This is a genomic window from Duganella vulcania, assembly GCF_009857655.1.
Lineage (GTDB): Bacteria > Pseudomonadota > Gammaproteobacteria > Burkholderiales > Burkholderiaceae_D > Rugamonas > Rugamonas vulcania.
In genome coordinates, this window is sequence record NZ_WWCX01000008.1 from 51,681 (window position 1) to 72,554 (window position 20,874).

General features: G+C 63.7%; 14 protein-coding genes. 13 read left to right on the forward strand and 1 reads right to left on the reverse strand.

What is annotated here, in order from left to right; translation table 11 throughout:
- Positions 1-42: 42 nt before the first annotated feature.
- Positions 43-2,391, reverse strand: coding sequence for a Tex family protein (locus GTP90_RS08160; RefSeq protein ID WP_161083033.1), 2,349 nt, complete (start codon positions 2,389-2,391; stop codon positions 43-45).
- 203 nt (positions 2,392-2,594) lie between these two features.
- Between GTP90_RS08160 and GTP90_RS08165 the strand changes: the two genes are divergently transcribed.
- The 13 genes from GTP90_RS08165 (at position 2,595) to GTP90_RS08225 (ending at position 20,780) form a co-directional block, all read left to right on the forward strand.
- Complete coding sequence (locus tag GTP90_RS08165) at positions 2,595-5,723, forward strand: DEAD/DEAH box helicase (protein WP_161083034.1); 3,129 nt, start codon at positions 2,595-2,597, stop codon at positions 5,721-5,723.
- Positions 5,724-6,857, forward strand: coding sequence for a PAS domain-containing sensor histidine kinase (locus tag GTP90_RS08170; protein ID WP_161083035.1), 1,134 nt, complete (start codon positions 5,724-5,726; stop codon positions 6,855-6,857). It begins immediately after the preceding gene.
- A 55-nt stretch (positions 6,858-6,912) separates the two neighbouring features.
- Positions 6,913-7,593: a response regulator transcription factor gene (locus GTP90_RS08175; RefSeq protein WP_117012214.1), complete on the forward strand. Its 681-nt coding sequence runs from the start codon at positions 6,913-6,915 to the stop codon at positions 7,591-7,593.
- Between the two features lie 104 nt (positions 7,594-7,697).
- Positions 7,698-9,293 carry a methyl-accepting chemotaxis protein gene (locus tag GTP90_RS08180; RefSeq protein WP_161083036.1) on the forward strand — a complete coding sequence of 532 codons (1,596 nt, stop codon included), beginning with the start codon at positions 7,698-7,700 and terminating at the stop codon, positions 9,291-9,293.
- A 57-nt stretch (positions 9,294-9,350) separates the two neighbouring features.
- Positions 9,351-10,052, forward strand: coding sequence for an REP-associated tyrosine transposase (locus GTP90_RS08185; protein WP_161083037.1), 702 nt, complete (start codon positions 9,351-9,353; stop codon positions 10,050-10,052).
- Positions 10,053-10,244: 192 nt separating this feature from the next.
- Entirely contained in the window at positions 10,245-14,972 is a 4,728-nt protein-coding gene (locus tag GTP90_RS08190; protein WP_161083038.1) for a glutamate synthase-related protein, read from the forward strand.
- 35 nt (positions 14,973-15,007) lie between these two features.
- Positions 15,008-16,471 (forward strand): glutamate synthase subunit beta, encoded by a 1,464-nt coding sequence (locus GTP90_RS08195; RefSeq protein WP_161083039.1) that lies wholly within the window; start codon positions 15,008-15,010, stop codon positions 16,469-16,471.
- 255 nt (positions 16,472-16,726) lie between these two features.
- The gene (locus GTP90_RS08200) at positions 16,727-17,530 is read left to right on the forward strand and encodes an ABC transporter ATP-binding protein (RefSeq protein ID WP_161083040.1); all 804 of its coding nucleotides are present in this window, start codon (positions 16,727-16,729) and stop codon (positions 17,528-17,530) included.
- The gene (gene mlaE / locus GTP90_RS08205) at positions 17,527-18,312 is read left to right on the forward strand and encodes a lipid asymmetry maintenance ABC transporter permease subunit MlaE (protein ID WP_161083041.1); all 786 of its coding nucleotides are present in this window, start codon (positions 17,527-17,529) and stop codon (positions 18,310-18,312) included. The genes GTP90_RS08200 and mlaE overlap by 4 nt, the downstream gene beginning before the upstream one ends.
- Positions 18,313-18,336: 24 nt before the next feature.
- Entirely contained in the window at positions 18,337-18,807 is a 471-nt protein-coding gene (gene mlaD, locus GTP90_RS08210; RefSeq protein WP_161083042.1) for an outer membrane lipid asymmetry maintenance protein MlaD, read from the forward strand.
- Positions 18,804-19,667, forward strand: a complete 864-nt coding sequence (locus GTP90_RS08215) for an MlaA family lipoprotein (protein ID WP_161083043.1) — start codon at positions 18,804-18,806, stop codon at positions 19,665-19,667. The genes mlaD and GTP90_RS08215 overlap by 4 nt, the downstream gene beginning before the upstream one ends.
- 31 nt (positions 19,668-19,698) lie before the next feature.
- Entirely contained in the window at positions 19,699-20,343 is a 645-nt protein-coding gene (locus GTP90_RS08220; RefSeq protein ID WP_161083044.1) for an MlaC/ttg2D family ABC transporter substrate-binding protein, read from the forward strand.
- An 11-nt stretch (positions 20,344-20,354) separates the two neighbouring features.
- Entirely contained in the window at positions 20,355-20,780 is a 426-nt protein-coding gene (locus GTP90_RS08225) for an STAS domain-containing protein (protein WP_161083045.1), read from the forward strand.
- Positions 20,781-20,874: the final 94 nt, after the last annotated feature.

A 20,874-nucleotide genomic window follows, 5' to 3' on the forward strand; every position in this document is an offset into this window, starting at 1 on the left:
TTATAAGAAAACGTCGGCCTCGGTATTTTTACGGCCGGAAGATCAGCCGCGCAGCTTGGCGAAGGCGGCCGCCATGCTGCCGCCGATCGGCTCGGACCTGGCGGCTTGCTTCTGGTGCTGGCCCATGCTCTTGCGGTCGTTGCGGTCGCCGCGCTGCTGCGGCTGCGAACCGGCTTGCGGCGCGCTGTCGGTCAGGCGCATGGTCAGGGCGATGCGCTTGCGCTTCTCGTCCACCTCCAGCACCTTGACCTTGACCACCTGGCCGGCCTTGACCACCGTGTGCGGATCCTTGACGAAGGTGTTCGACAAGGCCGAGATGTGCACCAGTCCGTCCTGGTGCACGCCGATGTCGACAAACGCGCCGAACGCGGCCACGTTGGTGACCACGCCTTCCAGGATCATGTCCGGACGCAGGTCGCGGATCTCTTCCACGCCTTCCTTGAAGGTGGCGGTGGTGAACTCGGGACGCGGATCGCGGCCCGGCTTCTCCAGCTCCTTCAAAATATCGGAGATGGTGGGCACGCCGAACTTGTCGTCGGCGTACTTGGCCGGGTTGAGCGTCTTGATCAGCGCGGTTTCGCCGATCACGGCCTTGATGTCCTTCTTGATGTCGCCGAGGATTTTCTCAACCAGCGGATACGATTCCGGGTGCACCGCCGAGGCGTCCAGCGGGTTCTCGCCGCCCATCACGCGCAGGAAGCCGGCCGCCTGTTCGAAGGTCTTGTCGCCCAGGCGCGGCACCGATTTCAGCGCCGCGCGCGAGGTGAACGCGCCCTTGACGTCGCGGTAGGAAACGATGGCCTGCGCCACCGAGGCCGACAGGCCCGACACCCGCGCCAGCAGCGGCGCCGAGGCGGTGTTGACGTCCACGCCGACCGCGTTCACGCAATCCTCGACCACCGCGTCCAGCGAGCGGGCCAGCTGGGTCTGCGAGACGTCATGCTGGTACTGGCCGACGCCGATCGATTTCGGATCGATCTTGACCAGCTCGGCCAGCGGGTCCTGCAGGCGGCGGGCGATCGACACCGCGCCGCGCAGCGATACGTCCATGTCCGGCAGTTCGCGCGAGGCGAATTCCGACGCCGAATACACCGACGCGCCCGCCTCCGAGACGACGATCTTGCTCATTTTTTGCTCAGGGAAGCGCTTGATCAGGTCCTGCGCCAGCTTGTCGGTCTCGCGCGAGGCGGTGCCGTTGCCGATTGAAATCAGCGATACATTGTGCTTGGCCGCCAGCTTGCCCAGCGTGTGCAGCGAGCCGTCCCAGTCGTTCTTCGGCTGGTGCGGGTAGATCACGGCGGTGTCGACCACCTTGCCGGTGGCGTCCACCACAGCCACCTTGACGCCGGTGCGCAGGCCCGGGTCCAGGCCCATGGTGGCGCGCTGGCCGGCCGGCGCGGCCAGCAGCAGCGCCTTCAGGTTGGTGGCGAAGACGTTGATCGCGTCCTGCTCGGAACGCTCGCGCAGCGCGCCCATCAGCTCGGTTTCCAGGTGCATGAAGCTTTTCACGCGCCAGGTCCAGCGGGCCGTGTCGCTCAGCCATTTGTCGGCCGGGCGGCCCTGGTTCTTGATGCCGAAACGGGCGGCGATGCGGCCCTCGCACGGGTTGTGCGGCGCGTCCCACTTCGGTTTCTCGGCCTCGGTGTCCAGCCGCAGCGTGACGTCGAGGATGCCTTCGCGGCGGCCGCGCAGCAGGGCCAGCGCGCGGTGCGACGGCACGGTGCCGATGGTTTCGGAATAATCGAAGTAATCGGCGAATTTTTCGCCCTCGTCTTGCTTTCCTTCAATAACCTTGGATTCCACGATGCCATGCTCTTGCACATATTCGCGCAGGGATTGCAGCAGGGTGGCGTCTTCGGCAAAGCGTTCCATCAGGATCTGGCGGGCGCCGTCCAGCGCCGCCTTGATGTCGGCCACGCCCGGATTGTTGCCGTCGGCGGTGGTGAAGGCGTCGCGCAGGTATTTGTTGGCTTCCATTTCCGGGTTCAGTTCCGGATTGGCCAGCAGGCCGTCGGCCAGCGGCGCCAGGCCCGCTTCGATGGCGATTTGCGCCTTGGTGCGGCGTTTTTGCTTGTAGGGCAGGTATAAGTCTTCAAGACGGGTCTTGTCTTCTGCATGCATGACTGCATCTAACAGTTCCGGCGTCATTTTATTCTGCTCGGTGATCGATGCCACGATGGCGGCGCGGCGGTCTTCCAGCTCGCGCAGGTAGCGCAGCCGCTCTTCGAGCAGACGCAATTGAATGTCGTCCAGGCCGCCGGTGGCTTCTTTCCGGTAGCGGGCGATGAAGGGCACCGTGGCGCCTTCGTCCAGCAGGGCGATGGCGGCGGCGACCTGCACCGGTTTGCAAGTCAGTTCCAGGGCAAGACGTTGTTCGATTGAAGGCAACATGTGGGCGATTCCTAAGCAGTCAAGCCCGGAATGATACGCAATCGGCGCGAATGCGCCAGTCTTGACAGTCCAAACGGACTGTGGGCGGCCGAAGTAGCACGTTTATCTGCGGGTTTTTGAAGAATCCGCAAACACGAAGGCGTGTATGGCGGATAATATCGCCTGTTGCCGTTTTTGAACCATGCTGACCAACAATGCGACCTATGGATTTTACCCGCGACGACGCCACCGATGTCCCAGCTGCCCCGGCAGCCCCCGTACGCCCTGCGCCGCCCGCGAATCAATTGTCGTACGCCGTAGCCACCTGGCTGCAGCGTGTGGATGCCGCAGCGCATCCAAAAGCCAAACTGAACGCGCCGCCGGTCGATAACGATCCCAAGCAGCAGACCCAATACAAGTTGATCTACGTGATGGCGCCCACCAGCGGCGGCCGCCATGTGGCGCTGTGCCTGTACAAGGCGCGGCTGCGCTCGAACGGCGATGTCGCCGCGGCCAGCCCGGTGAGCGAGATATTTTCGCTGCTGTCGGCCCCGCCGAGCTTCCTCGCGCCCGGCGACGAGGACTTGATCCGTTTCTTCGTTGCAATGCGCAGCGGACAGAATTCCCAGACCGGCTCCGCCACCGAACCGCGCGGCAAGATCGGCGCGGCGCTGCTCAACATGCTGGCCGAACAGGATAAATTGCTTTGGGCAAACTCCTGGGCCGACGTCGGCAACGGCCTGGTCTACCCGCTCAAGGGCGGCGTGATGCGCGAAGCCAACCTGGCCTGGCGCGAGGAAGGCAAGGGCCTGCGGCTGGGCTGGCAGGTGCAGGCGCCGCCGAACGCCAAGCATGTCGGCGCCGACCAGGTCGACTACATGCTGCCGACCGATCCGCCGTGGTACATCGACAATCTTTCCTGCGGCGTGCTGCAACTGAACCAGGGCGGCGCGGCGATCCCGCTGGCCGACCTGCAGGCGCTGGTGGCGCAAGCCCCGCTGCTGACCAACAACGACAAGATGCGCGTGTCGCAGCTGCTGCTGGCCCACGGCCTGCAACAGCTGATGCCGCTGCCGCAGCCGCTGCCGCAGCGGGTGCGCGATGACGTCAAGCCGCGTCCGGTGCTGACGCTGGACGCGGCCATGCTGGCCGACGGCTCGCTGCAACGCTGGCACGACTTCGCCGTGCTGTCCTTCGACTACGACGGCGAGCGCGTTTCCTTCGACCCGTCGCAGCGCGTGGTGCGCCAGAAGGGCGAAGTGACCGAAATTATCCAGCGCGACAGCGCCGCCGAGGAGCTGGCCCTGTCGTTGCTGACCGAGCGCCACTTCCACCCGCCGGTCACGCTGCCGCTGAGCAGCGTCAAGGGTGGCCTGTTGCTGCCAAGCCAGGCCGAATGGATACGCTTTGCCCGCGACGGCATCGACGCGCTCAAGCAAGCCGGCTGGAAGGTCGAGAAAACCGTCAAGTACCGCTACGACGTGAGCGAGGTCGGCGACTGGTATGCCGATGTGGTGGAAGACCCGGCCGACGGCGGCCACGCCTGGTTCGAGCTGGAACTGGGCATCATGGTCGAGCAGGACCGCGTGCCGCTGCTGCCGGTGCTGGTGCAGATGATCCGCAGCGCACCGAACGACTTCAATCCGAAAACCATCGCCCAGCACGGCGACGAGGACCAGATGCTGGCCGTGCTGCCCGACGGCAGCCGTGTCGCGCTGCCGTGGGGGCGCGTCAAGCCCATCCTCAACACGCTGGGCGAGCTGTACTTCAACGACAAGATCAAGACTTCCTTGCGCATGGCCACGCTGGACGCGGCGCGCCTGGACGACCTGGCCCGCAACGTCGAGCTCAACTGGACCGGCGGCGCCGAGCTGCGCGAAATGGGCGCGCGCCTGAACCAGTTTGGCGCCGTCAAGCGCATCGCCACGCCGGCCGGCCTGCAGGCCACGCTGCGCGACTACCAGACCGACGGCTTGTCGTGGATGCAGTTCCTGCGCGAATACGGCTTTGCCGGCATCCTGGCCGATGACATGGGCCTGGGCAAGACCGTGCAGACCTTGGCCCACATCCTGGTCGAGAAGGAAGCCGGCCGCCTGACCGCGCCGGCGCTGGTGATCGCGCCAACCAGCCTGATGGGCAACTGGCAGGAGGAGGCGGCCCGTTTTGCGCCCGGCCTGCGCGTGCTGCTGTTGCAGGGCAAGGACCGCATGGGCCAGTTCGACCAGATCGAGGAAGCCGACCTGGTGCTGACCACCTACGCGCTGCTGCCGCGCGACGAGGAAAAACTGCGCGAGCATGATTTCCACCTGGTCATCCTGGACGAATCGCACTACATCAAGAACACCCGCAGCAAGGCCGCGCAAAGCGCCGGCCTGTTGCGCGCGCGCCATCGGCTGTGCCTGTCCGGCACGCCGCTGGAAAACCACCTGGGCGAGTTGTGGTCGCAATTCCACTTCCTGCTGCCCGGCTTGCTGGGTGACGAGAAGGGTTTCAACACCGTGTTCCGCCACCCGATCGAACGCCAGGACGACCCGCTGCGGCGCGCGCTGTTGAACCGCCGCATCAAGCCCTTCCTGCTGCGCCGGACCAAGGACAACGTGGCCAAGGAATTGCCGCCGAAGACCGAGATGGTGCGCAAGGTCGAGCTGACCGGCGCCCAGCGCGACCTGTACGAGACGGTGCGCCTGGCCATGGACCAGAAGGTGCGCGAGGAGATCGACCGCAAGGGCGTGGCGCGCAGCCAGATCGTGATCCTGGAGGCGTTGCTGAAGCTGCGCCAGGTGTGCTGCGATCCGCGCCTGGTCAAGTCGCTGCCGTCGAAGAAGCAGACGGCCGGCTCGGCCAAGCTGATCGACCTGATGCAGATGGTCGAGGACCTGCTGGAGGAGAACCGCAAGATCCTGGTGTTCTCGCAGTTCACCAGTATGCTCGAGCTGATCGAGGAGGAACTGGAAGCGCGCGATATCCCGTATGCCTTGCTGACCGGCGAGACCAAGGACCGCAGCGCGCAAGTGGCGGCGTTCCAGCAGGGTGCGGTGCCGATCTTCCTGATCAGCCTGAAGGCGGGCGGCGTCGGCCTGAACCTGACGGCGGCCGACACCGTGATCCACTACGATCCGTGGTGGAATCCGGCGGCGGAAAACCAGGCCACCGACCGCGCCTGGCGCATCGGCCAGGACAAGCCGGTGTTCGTCTACAAGCTGATCGCCAAGGGCACGCTGGAGGAAAAAATCCAGCTGCTGCAGCAGAAGAAATCCGATCTGGCGCAATCCATCCTGGCCGAAGGCGAGTCGCAGAAAATGGCGCTCACCCAGGAAGATTTGCAGCAGATCTTCGCCCCGCTGGCGGAATAAGTGGCGACCGTCACTGAACTGCAAGCGGCGCTGCGCCAGTCGCAGGAGGAAGCCGAGCGCTACCGCCTGCTGCTCCAGCACAGCGGCGAGGTCAGCTGGATGGCCGACTGCGCCAGCCTGCGCCTGACCTGGCTCAGCCCGGCGGCCGAACGGCAGTTCGGCTACACGCTGGAGTCCGCGCAGGCGCTGGCCGCCGGCCTGTTGCAGCAGTTGCCGGCCCGGCTGGCGCGCCACGCCAACGGCGACCCGAGCCGCCTTCGCCTGCTGCGCGAAACCGAGCTGCCCCACGCGGACGGCCGCCTGCTGCCGGTGGAAATCGAATCGACGCTGATCCTGGACGAGCAAGGCGCCGCCGTCTCGGTGGTGGGCGTGGTGCGCGACCTGAGCGCGCGGCGCGAGCTGGCGGCGCAGCAGAAGAAATTCGCCTCCATGCTGTCGCATGAATTCCGCACGCCGCTATCGACCATCGACGGCGCCGTGCAGCGCCTGGAAATGACCGGCGCCCATCACGACGAAGCCACCCGCAAGCGCTACCGCAAGATCCAGACCGCGGTCGACCGCATGCTGGCGATGCTGGACGAGTACCTGTCGCCCGAGCGCATGGCCAGCATCGGCCGCGAGCGCCAGCCCAATGAAATCTCGCCCGCCACGCTGCTGGAATCGGTGGCGGAACAGGCGCGGCGGCGGCGCGACGCCGTCAGCGTGCGCACCGATGCGTTGCCGCAATGGATGCGCTGCGACCCCGCCGGCATGCGCTTATGCCTGGAAATTTTGCTGGACAATGCAATTAAGTACACGAGTGCCAATACTCCGATAGAATTGATAGGCAAAATGGCAAGCGAGGGCGGTGTCGAGTTCCTGGTGCGCGACCACGGCGCCGGCGTGCCGGCGGCCGAACTGGCGCATGTGTTCGACAAATCCTTCCGCGGCAGCAATGCTGTCGGCGTCGCCGGATCGGGCCTGGGGCTGTACATGGCGCGCGCGGTGGTGGACGTCCACGGCGGCACGCTGACTGCAACAAATGTTTCTGAAAGCGGCGCGGAATTTCGGATTTGGTTGCCCGTGACGGCTGGCGCCGGGAAAAGCCTTGCGCGGTCGGGTGGCAGCAGTGATAATTCCTTGGACGCAAGCTGAAGCAGCAAGGCAGGACTGAGCACCGTTGCTCAATAATCGATCGAATGGCGCATCAATGACGCAAATACTCATCGTGGAAGACAATCTGGACTATGCCGAGGAAATGGCAGAGTTTTTGACTGAGCTTGAACACGAAGTGCACATCACCAACAACGCCAGCGAAATGTGGTCCGCCCTGAGCCAGGGCAATGTCGGCGTGGTGGTGCTTGATCTGGGTCTGCCGGACGAAGATGGTTTCAATGTGATACCCAGGATGCGCCAGTTGTATCCGCAGATCGGCCTGCTGGTGCTGACCGGCCGCGTCGCATTCGACAACCGCATCCTCGGCCTGCGCCTGGGCGCCGACCACTACCTGACCAAGCCGATCAAATTCCCTGAACTGGCCGCCCACATCGAGGCGCTGGACCGCCGCGTCGGCCCGCAGGAAACCGTCCCGGCGCCCAGCAAGTGGACGCTGCGCGTCAGCGCCCGCCAGCTGGAGCTGCAAGGCATGGCGATCACGCTGACCGAGAAAGAATGCAACTTCCTTCATTTGCTGACGATTAACACCCGTCCCGTGCCGCGCCAGGTCATCGTGGCCGGCATCGGCGGCGACGATCCGGACGCCGGCCGCCGGGTCGACATGCTGGTGTATCGTTTACGCAAAAAAGCTCGCACCGGCCTCGGCCAGGACCTGCCCCTGCGCAGCGCCTATGGCGAGGGCTACAGCCTCTCCGCCAGCTTCAACTTGTCTTGAGTCAGACTCAATAGTATTTCTGTACTGTGGAAATCTGTGAGTTTCCTAAGTGCAGCTTTGTCGTAGCATGAATTTTCCACCTACAAAAACTGGGGAGAATTGTAATGCGCTACAGCGATTGGAAAATTGGGATGCGCCTGGCCGGCGGTTTCGGCCTGGTGATGTTGCTCATCGTCGGCATGGCCATGGCCGGCATGTGGCGGCTGCAGGCGGTGGGCGACCTGACCGAACAGATGGTCGGCAGCGCCAGCGTCAAGGAGCGCCTGACCGCCGAATGGCATAACCAGATCAGCATCAGCGGCGTCAGCGTGCTGGCCTTCGCCCGCAATACCGAAACCGCCGAATCTCCGGCGCTGGCCGAGAAGGCAGCCGCCACCCGCGCGCGCGTCAACGCCATCCAGAAACAACTCGAACCCCTGCTGACCAGCACCGAGGAAAAAGCCTTGCTGGAATCGGTGGCGTCCGTGCGCAAGGAGTATGCGGCCAGCCGCGATGCCTTGTTCAAGCTCAAGAAAAGCGGCGACATCGCCGGCGCCCGCGCCCTGGCCGACAACAAATTGGAAGCCCAATTCAATGCCTACCTGGACAGCGTGCACAAGATCGGCGACTACGAGGCCGGCGTCGGCCGCGCGCTGGCGGCGGAAGTGCAGCAGCAATACCACTCCGGCCAGCGCTTCCTGCTGGCGCTGACGGCCGGCGCGCTGGTGCTGGGCGCCTGGTTCGCGTACATGATCGGCCACTCGATTACCGATCCCATCCACAAGGCGGTGCGGGTGGCGCAGACCGTCGCGGCAGGCGACTTGAGCAGCAAGATCGACGTGCGCAGCAAGGACGAGACCGGCGTGCTGCTGCAGGCGCTGAAGGACATGAACGCCAGCCTGATCAACATCGTCGGCCAGGTCCGCAGCGGCACCGACACCATCGCCACCGCCTCGGGCCAGATCGCCACCGGCAACCTCGACTTGTCGGCCCGCACCGAACAGCAGGCCAGCTCGCTGCAGCAGACCGCCTCGTCGATGGAAGAACTGACCGCCACCGTCAAGCAGAACGGCGACAACTCGCGCCAGGCCCATACGTTGGCGCTGTCGGCCTCCGAAGTGGCGGTCAAGGGCGGCACCGTGGTCGACGAGGTGGTCGACACCATGAGCGAGATCAGCACGTCGGCACACAAGATCGTCGACATCATCGCCGTGATCGACGGCATCGCCTTCCAGACCAACATCCTGGCCCTGAACGCGGCAGTGGAGGCGGCCCGCGCCGGCGACCAGGGCCGTGGCTTCGCCGTGGTGGCAAGCGAGGTGCGCAACCTGGCCCAGCGCAGCGCCAGCGCGGCCAAGGAAATCAAGGAGTTGATCAACAACTCGGTCGACAAGGTGGAAAGCGGCGCCCGGCTGGTGGCCCAGGCCGGCAGCACGATGCGGGAAATCGTCGTCAACGTGCGGCGTGTGACCGACATCATCGGCGAAATCACCACTGCCAGCGCCGAGCAGACCAACGGCATCGAGCAGATCAACCGCGCCATCGCCCAGATGGACCAGGTGACGCAGCAGAACGCGGCGCTGGTCGAGGAGGCGGCGGCGGCCTCCGCCGCGCTGCAGGACCAGAGCGGGGCGCTGGCCCGCGTGGTCAGCGTGTTCCAGCTTTCCGGCAATGGACCGAAAAACAGGGACAGAGTCATGCCGGTTTTGCTGGGCGCCTGATTAATCGGGGACAGAGTGGTGTAGAATCGGTGTTTCCGATTCCTTTTGCTGAAATTTATGGCACGTCTACCCCGCTTGATCGTCCCCGGCCAGCCGCACCACGTTATCCAGACCGGCAACAACAACCAACCGATCTTCCGCGAGACCGAAGATTACCAGGCCTTCCTCGGCTGGCTGCGCACCGCCGCCAAAAACTACAAGGTGGCGGTGCACGCCTATGTGTTGATGCCGGATCACCTGCATTTGCTGGTCACGCCGGCCGATGCGGACGGGCTGGGCCAGATGATGCAATGGATAGGCCGCTACTACGTGCCCTATTTCAACCAAAAATACGGCCGCAGCGGTACTTTGTGGAACGGACGCTACAAAACCTCGCTGATCGACGCCGAGCAATACTTCATGTCGTGCAGCCGTTATATCGAGTTCAATCCGGTGCGCAACGGCATGGTGGGGCGGGCCGAGGATTATCCGTGGTCCAGCTATCCACACCACGCCGGCCTGCGCTCCGACGGCCTGATCGTCGACCATCCGAAGTTCTGGGAGCTGGGCAACACGCCATTCCAGCGCGAGGCGGCGTACATCGCGCTGGCCGAGCCGGCGCTAAGCGAAGATGAGATCACCCTCATCAGCAAGGCGCTGCTCAAGGGCTGGCCATTGGGCACTGAGCAATTCAAGACTGCGTTGCAGCACAAGGTCAAGCGCCAGGTCTTGCCGGCCAAGCGCGGCCGGCCGTTCAAAATCAAGCCTGAAGCGGCCTGAACAGCTAGCCAGAACCGCGGGAAGCGCCAGATCCCGCGGTTTTTTTAAAGCCGCCATCACTCTGTCCCTAATTAAAATTTTCAGCGACTTGGGAAAAATTAATTCGACTCCGACCCTAATTGTTATTGTTGAAGTTTACGCTGCATTGCACTACTCTAGCTTTTCGTTAGTCAAAATTGCAGTGGAGAGCCCATGAAAGCCCAAGGTCTGTACGATCCGTCCAATGAACACGATGCCTGCGGCGTCGGTTTTGTCGCCCACATCAAAGGCAACAAGAGCCACTCCATCGTGGAACAGGGTCTGTTGATCCTGAAAAACCTCGATCACCGGGGCGCCGTGGGCGCCGACGCGCTGATGGGCGATGGCGCCGGTATCCTGATCCAGATCCCGGACCAGTACTATCGCGATGAGATGGCCAAGCAGGGCGTGGAACTGCCGCCGCCAGGCGAGTACGGCGTCGGCATGGTGTTCCTGCCGAAGGAAAACGCTTCCCGCATCGCTTGCGAACAGGAAATCGAGCGCGCAGTGCGCGCCGAAGGCCAGGTCGTGCTGGGCTGGCGCAACGTGCCGGTCGACTGCGACATGCCGATGTCCCCGACCGTGCGCGCCAAGGAGCCGGTGATCCGCCAGATCTTCATCGGCCGTGGCGCCGACATCATGGTCACCGACGCGCTGGAACGTAAGCTGTACGTGATCCGCAAATCGTCCGGCCACGCGATCCAGGCGTTGAAGCTGATCCATGGCAAAGAATTCTTCGTGGCCTCGCTGTCGGCCCGTACCATCGTCTACAAGGGCCTGCTGCTGGCGGACCAGGTCGGCGTGTACTACAAGGACCTGCAGGATGCGCGCTGCATCTCGGCGCTGGCGCTGGTGCACCAGCGTTTCTCGACCAACACCTTCCCGGAATGGCCGCTGGCCCACCCGTACCGCCTGATCGCCCACAACGGCGAGATCAACACCGTCAAAGGCAACTTCAACTGGATGCGCGCCCGTGAAGGCGTGATGAAATCCGCTGTGCTGGGCGACGACCTGCACAAGCTGTTCCCGCTGATCTATGAAGGCCAGTCGGACACCGCCTGTTTCGACAACGCGCTGGAACTGCTGCTGATGGCAGGTTATCCGATCGCCCAGGCGATGATGATGATGATCCCGGAAGCCTGGGAAAATCACGGCACGATGGACGACAATCGCCGCGCGTTCTACGAATATCACGCCGCCATGATGGAACCGTGGGACGGCCCGGCCGCCATGGCCTTCACCGACGGCCGCTACATCGGCGGCACGCTGGACCGCAACGGCCTGCGTCCGGCCCGCTATATCGTCACCGACGACGACCTGGTGGTGATGGCGTCGGAATCGGGCGTGCTGCCGATTCCCGAATCGAAGATCATCCAGAAATGGCGCCTGCAGCCAGGCAAGATGTTCCTGATCGACCTGGAAGCGGGCCGCATCATCGACGATAAAGAGCTCAAGGACACCTACGCCAACGCCAAGCCATACAAGGCATGGATCAACGCGGTGCGCATCAAGCTCAACGAAATCAAGCTGAGCGAAAGCCAGCTGGCGCACAACCGCGCCAAGGACGTTGCGCCGGCGCAGGGCGAAAAAGCCGTGCCGTCGCTGCTGGACCGCCAGCAAGCCTTCGGCTACACCCAGGAAGACCTGAAATTCCTGATGGCGCCGATGGCCGCCGCCGGCGAAGAAGCCACCGGCTCGATGGGCAACGACTCGCCGCTGGCCGTCATGTCCAACAAGCTCAAGCCGCTGTACAACTATTTCAAGCAGCTGTTCGCGCAGGTGACCAACCCGCCGATCGACCCGATCCGCGAAGCGATGGTGATGTCGCTGGTGTCCTTCATCGGTCCTAAACCGAACCTGCTGGACACCAACAACGTCAATCCGCCGATGCGCCTGGAAGTGTCGCAGCCTATCCTGGGCTTCGACGACATGGCACGGCTGCGCAGCATCAGCGCACATACCGGCGGCAAGTTCAAGTCATATGAGCTGAACATCTGCTATCCGCTCGCATGGGGCAAGGACGGCGTGGAAGCCTGCCTGGCATCGCTGTGCGCCGAGGCGGTCGACGCGGTCAAGTCCGGCCACAACATCCTGATCGTGTCGGACCGTTCGGTCGGCCCGGATCGCGTGGCGATTCCTGCGCTGCTGGCAACCTCGACCGTGCACCAGCACCTGGTCAGCAAGGGCCTGCGCGCGTCCACCGGCCTGGTCGTCGAGACCGGCTCGGCCCGCGAGACCCACCACTTCGCGCTGCTGGCAGGCTACGGCGCCGAAGCGATCCACCCTTACCTGGCGATGGAAACGCTGGTCGAGATGGCGCTGGGCATGCCGGGCGACATGACCGGCGAGAAGGCGGTCTACAATTACACCAAGGCGGTCGGCAAGGGCCTGATGAAGGTCATGTCCAAGATGGGCATTTCGACCTACATGTCCTACTGCGGCGCGCAAATCTTTGAAGCAGTCGGCCTGAACAAGTCGCTGGTCGACAAATACTTCAAGGGCACGGCTTCCAACGTGGAAGGCATCGGCGTGTTTGAAGTGGCGGAAGAAGCGCTGCGCCTGCACAACCTGGCGTTCGGCGACGATCCCGTGCTGGCCAACCACCTGGACGCCGGCGGCGAGTACGCCTACCGCGTGCGTGGCGAAGACCACCTGTGGACCCCGGATGCGATCGCCAAGTTGCAGCATTCGACCCGCAGCAACAACTTCTCCAGCTATAAAGAGTACGCGCAAATCATCAACGACCAGAGCAAGCGTCACCTGACCTTGCGCGGCCTGTTCGAGTTCAAGCTCGACCCGGCCAAGGCGATTCCGCTGGACGAAGTCGAGCCGGCCAAGGAAATCGTCAAGCGCTTCGCGACCGGCGCGATGTCCATGGGTTCGATCTCGACCGAAGCCCACGCCACGCTGGCGGTGGCGATGAACCGCATCGGCGGCAAGTCCAACACCGGCGAAGGCGGCGAGGATCCATCGCGCTACACGATGGAACTGAAGGGCATCAAGATCAAGCAGGGCGAGACCATGGCCTCGGTCATGGGCAAAGAGCAGATGGTGGTCGACATTCCGCTGCAGGCAGGCGATTCGCTGCGCTCGCGCATCAAGCAGGTGGCGTCCGGCCGTTTCGGCGTGACCGCGGCTTACCTGAACTCGGCCGACCAGATCCAGATCAAGATGGCGCAGGGCGCCAAGCCGGGCGAAGGCGGCCAGCTGCCGGGCCATAAAGTGTCCGAGTACATTGCAACGCTGCGCTTCTCGGTGCCGGGCGTGGGCCTGATCTCGCCGCCGCCGCACCACGATATTTATTCGATCGAAGACTTGGCCCAACTGATCCACGACCTGAAGAACGCCAACCCGCGCGCTTCGATCTCGGTCAAGCTGGTGTCGGAAGTCGGTATCGGCACCGTGGCCGCCGGCGTGACCAAGGCCAAGGCCGATCATGTGGTGGTCGCCGGCCATGACGGCGGCACCGGCGCGTCGCCGCTGTCGTCGGTCAAGCACGCCGGTACGCCTTGGGAGCTGGGCCTGGCGGAAACGCAGCAGACCCTGGTGCTGAACGGCCTGCGCAGCCGCATCCGCGTCCAGGCCGACGGCCAGATGCGTACCGGCCGCGACGTCGTCATCGCCGCCATGCTGGGCGCCGACGAGATCGGCTTCGCCACCGCGCCGCTGGTGGTCGAGGGTTGCATCATGATGCGCAAATGCCACCTGAACACCTGCCCGGTCGGCGTCGCCACGCAGGATCCTGTGCTGCGCGCCAAGTTCTCCGGCAAGCCCGAGTATGTGGTGAACTACTTCTTCTTCGTTGCCGAAGAAGCCCGCCAGCTGATGGCGCAACTGGGCATCCGCACGTATGACGAGCTGATCGGCCGCGTCGACCTGCTGGACAAATCCAAGGCGATCACGCACTGGAAAGCCAAGGGCCTGGACTTCAGCAACATCTTCTACTCGCCGGAAGTGCCGAACGGCGACTCCATCTACCACACGATGGACCAGGACCACGGCCTGGACAAGGCCCTCGACCACAAGCTGATCGCGCAAGCCAAGGCCGCGCTGGAGAAGGGCGAGCGCGTCTCGTTCATCTCGCCGGTACGCAACGTCAACCGCACCGTCGGCACCATGCTGTCGGGCGAAGTGGCCAAGCGTTACGGCCACGCCGGCCTGCCGGACGACACCATCCACATCCAGCTGCAGGGCACGGCCGGCCAGTCGGCCTGCGCCTTCCTGGCGCACGGCATCACCATCGACCTGGTCGGTGAGGGCAACGACTACGTCGGCAAGGGCTTGTCGGGCGGCCGCATCATCGTGCGTCCGAACACCGAGTTCCGCGGCTGGGCGGTGAACAACATCATCATCGGCAACACCGTGCTGTACGGCGCGATCAGCGGCGAAGCCTTCTTCAACGGCGTGGCCGGCGAGCGTTTTGCCGTGCGTAACTCGGGCGCCACCGCCGTCGTCGAAGGCACCGGCGACCACGGTTGCGAATACATGACCGGCGGTACCGTGGTCGTGCTGGGCGCCACCGGCCGCAACTTCGCGGCGGGCATGTCGGGCGGCATCGCCTACGTGTACGACCCGGAAGGCGATTTCGAAGCGCGCTGCAACACCGCGATGGTGACGCTGGAGCCGGTGCTGACCGCCAAGGAGCAGGAAGCCCACAGCGCCACGTGGCACGTGCAGCACAAGGACCACGGCCGCGAAGCGGACGAGGTGATCCTGAAGCGCCTGATCGAGCGCCACTTCAAGCACACCGGCAGCACCCGTGCCCGCCTGTTGCTGGACAACTGGGCCGAAGGCCGCGGCAAATTCGTCAAGGTCTTCCCGAGCGAATACAAGCGCGCTCTGGTGGAGATGGCCGAGGATGTGGCGAACGAAGCCGCCTCCGCGCAGCCGATCGCAGCCTGATGCTGACCGTACAGAACAATATTTAAGGAATTATCGTGGGTAAAATCACCGGCTTCATGGAATTCAAGCGTCAGGACGAGAGCTATCTGCCGCCTGCTACGCGCTTGAAAAACTATTCCGAATTCGTCATCACCCTGACCAACGAACAGGCCAAGGTGCAGGGCGCGCGCTGCATGGATTGCGGCATCCCGTTCTGCAACACGGGCTGCCCGGTCAACAACATCATCCCGGACTGGAACGACCTGGTCTATCGCGGCAACTACCGCGAGGCGCTGGACACCCTGCACTCGACCAACAACTTCCCGGAGTTCACCGGCCGCATCTGCCCCGCGCCGTGCGAGGCCGCCTGCACGCTGGGCATCAACAACGATCCGGTCGGCATCAAGTCGATCGAGCACAAGATCATTGACGAAGGCTGGGAACACGGCTGGGTCGTGCCGCAGCCGGCCGCCCGGCAGAGCGGCAAGAAAGTGGCCGTGGTCGGCTCCGGCCCCGCCGGCCTGGCGGCGGCGCAGCAGCTGGCGCGCGCCGGCCACGCCGTCACCGTGTTCGAGAAGAGCGACCGCGTCGGCGGCCTGCTGCGCTACGGCATCCCCGACTTCAAGATGGAAAAGTCGCACATCGACCGCCGCATCAAGCAGATGGAAGCCGAAGGCGTGGTGTTCCGCACCAGCGTGCTGGTCGGCAAGGACTTCCCTGCCAACGTCAACAACTGGGCCAAGGAAACCATCTTCCCCGAGGACCTGGAGAAGGAATTCGACGCCGTGATCCTGGCCGGCGGCGCCGAGCAGCCGCGCGACCTGCCGGTGCCTGGCCGCGAGCTCAAGGGCGTGCATTTCGCCATGGACTTCCTGCCGCAGCAAAACAAGGTCAACGCCGGCGACAAGGTCAAGGACCAGCTGAAAGCCACCGGCAAGCACGTGGTGGTGATCGGCGGCGGCGACACCGGTTCCGACTGCGTCGGCACCTCGAACCGCCACGGCGCCGCCTCGGTGACCCAGTTCGAACTGATGCCCATGCCGCCCGAGCAAGAGAACAAGCCGCTGGTGTGGCCGTACTGGCCGACCAAGCTGCGCACCTCCTCGTCGCACGAGGAAGGCTGCGAGCGCGACTGGGCGGTGGCCACCAAGCGCCTGGAAGGCAAGAACGGCAAGGTCGAGAAGCTGGTCGCCTGCCGCGTCGAGTGGAAAGACGGCAAGATGAGCGAAGTGCCGAACTCGGAATTCGAGATGAAGGCCGACCTGGTGCTGCTGGCGATGGGCTTCGTGTCGCCGGTCGCCAACGTGCTGGACGCATTCGGCATCGAGAAAGATGCACGCGGCAACGCCAAGGCCACCACGGACGGCGAAGGCTGCTACAAGACTTCCGCCCCCAACGTGTTTGCCGCCGGCGACGTGCGCCGCGGCCAGTCGCTGGTGGTGTGGGCGATCCGCGAAGGCCGCCAGTGCGCGCGCGCGGTCGATGAGTTTTTGATGGGCTCTTCGGAACTTCCACGCTAATCCCAGCGGTCCGCGAAAGCCTTCTTCGCGCCGGTGGCAACGGGTGATCCCCGTTCCCACCGGTTTTTTTTGCCTGAAACTTGTGCAATGCAGCAATGTTACAATTCTTGATAGGTGTAAATTGCTGACTTTGGGTTCAGTAGTGTTGTATTATCCGCTACTTACAATGCCTCTCTCTGTCACAAAAGAAGGGGGCGCCAGCAGAGATTAACCTTTCTGCACTACAATACGGCATTCAAAAAAATGAGTTCAGTCGTGGCTAATCTAGTCGAAATCCGTGATTTACACTTCTCCTATGGAAAGCGCGCCATCCTGTCGGGCCTCCAGATGGACTTCCCACGTGGAAAAGTGATCGCTGTGATGGGCGGCTCGGGCAGCGGCAAGACCACGGTATTGCGCCTGATCGGCGGCCAGATCCGCCCGCAACGCGGCCATGTGAAAGTGCAGGGCCAGGTGGTGCACAAGCTCAATACCGCCGGCCTGTATCTGCTGCGGCGCAAGATGGGCATGTTGTTCCAGCACGGCGCGCTGTTTACCGACTTGACCGTGTACGAAAACGTCGCCTTCCCGCTGCGCGAGCACACCGACCTGTCGGAAGAGCTGATCCGCAACCTGGTGCTGATGAAGCTGCACGCGGTCGGCCTGCGCAACGCCGCCAAGCTCAAGCCGGGCGAAATCTCCGGCGGCATGGCGCGCCGCGTGGCGCTGGCCCGCTCGATCGCGCTGGACCCGGAACTGATCATGTACGACGAGCCGTTCGCCGGCCTGGATCCGATCTCGATGGGTGTCACCGCCAACCTGATCCGCAACCTGAACACCGCGCTGGGCTCGACCACCGTGCTGGTCTCGCACGACGTCAAGGAATGCTTCGCCATCGCCGACTATGTGTACTTCCTGTCGCAAGGCAAGATCGTCGCGCACGGCACGCCGGCCGACATGATGGTGTCGACCGACCCGTATGTGAAGCAATTCGTCAACGCCGAGGCCGATGGCCCGGTGCCGTTCCACTATCCAGGCAAATCCCTGGCCGATGACCTGGGCCTGGGAGTGCAAGTATGAGTCTGAAGAACTGGTTGTCCAAGCTGGGCGCGCCGCTGCGCGATTACGTTGAAAGCATCGGCTACGGCAGCCGCACCTTTGCCAACATGCTGGGCGTGTCGCCCGGCCTGCTGAGGCGGCCGTCGCTGGTGGTCGAGCAGCTGCATTTCATCGGCAATTATTCGATGCTGATCATCACCCTGTCCGGCCTGTTCGTCGGCATGGTGCTGGGCTTGCAGGGCTATTACACGCTCAACAAATACGGCGCGGAACAGTCGCTGGGCCTGCTGGTGGCGCTGGGCCTGACCCGCGAACTGGGCCCGGTGATCACCGCGCTGCTGTTTGCCGGCCGCGCCGGCACCTCGCTGACGGCTGAAATCGGCCTGATGAAGGCGGGCGAGCAGCTGTCGGCAATGGAGATGATGGCCGTCAACCCGGTCCAGCGCGTGCTGGCGCCGCGCTTCTGGGCCGGCGTGATCTCGGTGCCGCTGCTGGCGTCGGTGTTCAGTGCGGTCGGCGTGTTCGGCGGCTACTTGGTCGGCGTGCAGCTGATCGGCGTTGACGAGGGCGCGTTCTGGTCGCAGATGCAGGGCGGCGTCGACATCTGGAAAGATATTTACAACGGCTTTGCCAAGAGCGTGGTGTTCGGCATCGCCATCACGTTCATCGCGTTGTACCAGGGCTACGAAGCCCAGCCGACCCCGGAAGACGTGGCGCGCGCCACCACCCGCACGGTCGTGATTTCATCGCTGATGATCTGGTGGCTGGACTTCATGATGACGGCGCTGATGTTCAGTAAATAAAAGATAAGAAACTAAGGAATCGCTATGCAACGTAAATCTCTGGATGTCTGGGTCGGTCTGTTCATCGTCGTCGGCGTCGCCGCGCTGATGTTCCTGGCGCTGAAGGCCGGCAACATGGGGTCCATGTCCTTCGGCAAGGCCTACCCGATCACCGCCAAGTTCGACAACATCGGCAGCCTGCGCCCGCAGGCCCCGGTCAAGGCGGCCGGCGTGGTGGTAGGCCGTGTGGGAGAGATCAAGTTTGATGACAAGAGTTACCAGGCGCTGGTAACCTTGAACATGGAAGAAGGCTACAAGTTCCCGAAAGACAGCTCGGCCAAGATCCTGACGGCCGGCCTGCTGGGTGAGCAATACGTGGGCATCGAAGCCGGCGGCGACACCGCCAACCTGGCCGCCGGCGACAAGATCGCCCGGACCCAGTCGGCCGCCGTACTGGAAGACCTGATTAACCAGTTCATCTACAGCAAAGCTGCAGAAGGAAAGGACAGCAAATGACGCAACGCACCGCCAAACACCTCCGCAGCGCCGCACTGGCGCTGGGCGTCACCGTGCTGCTGGCCGGCTGCGCCGGCCCGAACCCGCGCGACCCGTACGAGGGTTTCAACCGCGCCATGTTCAGCTTCAATGACACGGTCGACACCTACGCGCTCAAGCCCGCCGCGACGGCTTACCGCAACGTGTTGCCGAACTTTGTGCAGACCGGCGTCAACAACTTCTTCGGCAACCTGGCCGACGCCTGGACCGGCGTCAACAACCTGCTGCAAGGCCATGGCGAAGCCGGCATGTCGGACGTCACCCGCTTCGCGCTGAACTCCACGCTGGGCATCGTCGGCCTGTTCGACATCGCCTCGGAAGCCGGCCTGCAGAAGCACAAGGAAGACTTCGGCCAGACGCTGGGCACCTGGGGCGTGCCGTCCGGCCCGTACCTGATGCTGCCGCTGCTGGGGCCTTCGACCGTGCGCGACACGGTGGCCTTGCCGCTGGACATCAAGGGCGATATCTGGGGCTACAAGGAACCGGTCTACATCCGCAACACCGGTACCGCGCTCCGCGTAGTCGATCAACGTGCTAACCTGCTGAACGCGACCAGTTTGCTGGAAGACGCCGCCCTGGACCGTTACGAATTCATCCGCGACGGCTTCCTGCAGCGCCGCGAAAGCCAGATTCATCCGGACGGCGACGACGCGCCGCGCAAGCCTTCCAAGGATGACTCGGCCGAGCCAGAAGGCAAGCCGGAAGCCAAGCCGGAAGCCAAACCGGTCGCTGCCGCACAAAGTTCTACCCCTGTGTCATCCGAATCGGCGCCAAAAGAGTTAAACTCTGGCGCACCGGCTGCGGCTACCGTCAGCCAGTGACCCCGAAGAACCACACAAAGGTAACGACAACATGAAATTGATTAAACAACTTATCGCCTTGGCAACTGTCGCGCTGGCCGTCAACGCCCACGCGGCCGCCGCGCCGTCCAATGAAGCGCCGGACGTGCTGGTCAAGCGCATCAGCCAGGAAGTGATCGAGACCGCCAAGGCCGACAAAGCCATCCAGGCCGGCGACCAGAAGAAAGTGCTGGACCTGGTCGAAAGCAAGATCCTGCCCTACGTCGACTCGCAGCGCATGACCGCGCTGGCGGCCGGCCGCTTCTGGCGCGACGCCACCCCCGAGCAGCAAAAAGCGCTGTCGGACCAGTTCCGCACGCTGCTGATCTTCACCTACTCGGGCGCGCTGTCGCAGATTAAAAACGAAACCGTCGAGTTCAAGCCGATGCGTTCCGACCCGTCCGACAACGAAGTGGAAGTCCGCTCACAGGTCAACGTGACCCGCGGCGAACCGATCCCGCTGAACTACCGCGTCGCCAAGACCCCGGCCGGCTGGAAGATCTACGACATCAACGTGCTGGGCGCGTGGCTGGTCGAGACCTACAAAGGCACGTTCGCCTCCGAAATCAGCAAGGGCGGCATCGACGGCCTGATCAAGACGCTGACGGAAAAGAACAAGTCGCTGGCCAACAAGCCCCTGAAAACCGTCGCCAAGTAAGCCATAACGCCATGTCCACCGCCGTTTCCGAAGCCACCGACAACCTGCAGTCGCTCACGACCCTGACCGTGCTCAACGCCTCCGCGGCGCTGGAGCGCGGCCTGGCGGCCCTCAAGGCCGGCCAGACCGTGTTCGACCTGCGCCATGTATTGACGGTGGATTCGGTGGCGGTGTCGGTCATGCTGGCGTGGCAGCGCGCCGCCCAGGACGCCGGCGTCAAGCTGGAACTGAAAAACCTGCCGCCGGCGCTGCAAAGCCTGACCAAGCTGTACGGCGTGTGCTCGCTGCTGTTCCCGGCCAGCGTCAAGCTGGACCAGGACTGCGGCGCACCAGCCAATCCCGCCCACGAAGAGTTTGCCCCGGTCAACGCGCCGGAATCCTTCTTCACCAAAAAGACCGGTCTCGCCGACGACTCGTCTTCGCATCACCATCATTGACCCCCGCCCCACCCCGCCGCCCGCTGTACCCCTGGTAAAAAGCCAGTCCGGCTCTGCCGATCCGAATTTCCAATATAATTGAACGTTGCCGCTG

Bases quoted from the DNA above. Each gene is read 5' to 3' on its own strand.
- GTP90_RS08160 (WP_161083033.1), bottom strand. From the start codon at position 2,391: ATGTTGCCTTCAATCGAACAACGTCTTGCCCTGGAACTGACTTGCAAA.
- GTP90_RS08165 (WP_161083034.1), top strand. From the start codon at position 2,595: ATGGATTTTACCCGCGACGACGCCACCGATGTCCCAGCTGCCCCGGCA.
- GTP90_RS08175 (WP_117012214.1), top strand. From the start codon at position 6,913: ATGACGCAAATACTCATCGTGGAAGACAATCTGGACTATGCCGAGGAA.
- GTP90_RS08180 (WP_161083036.1), top strand. From the start codon at position 7,698: ATGCGCTACAGCGATTGGAAAATTGGGATGCGCCTGGCCGGCGGTTTC.
- GTP90_RS08185 (WP_161083037.1), top strand. From the start codon at position 9,351: ATGGCACGTCTACCCCGCTTGATCGTCCCCGGCCAGCCGCACCACGTT.
- GTP90_RS08190 (WP_161083038.1), top strand. From the start codon at position 10,245: ATGAAAGCCCAAGGTCTGTACGATCCGTCCAATGAACACGATGCCTGC.
- mlaE (WP_161083041.1), top strand. From the start codon at position 17,527: ATGAGTCTGAAGAACTGGTTGTCCAAGCTGGGCGCGCCGCTGCGCGAT.
- mlaD (WP_161083042.1), top strand. From the start codon at position 18,337: ATGCAACGTAAATCTCTGGATGTCTGGGTCGGTCTGTTCATCGTCGTC.
- GTP90_RS08215 (WP_161083043.1), top strand. From the start codon at position 18,804: ATGACGCAACGCACCGCCAAACACCTCCGCAGCGCCGCACTGGCGCTG.
- GTP90_RS08220 (WP_161083044.1), top strand. From the start codon at position 19,699: ATGAAATTGATTAAACAACTTATCGCCTTGGCAACTGTCGCGCTGGCC.
- GTP90_RS08225 (WP_161083045.1), top strand. From the start codon at position 20,355: ATGTCCACCGCCGTTTCCGAAGCCACCGACAACCTGCAGTCGCTCACG.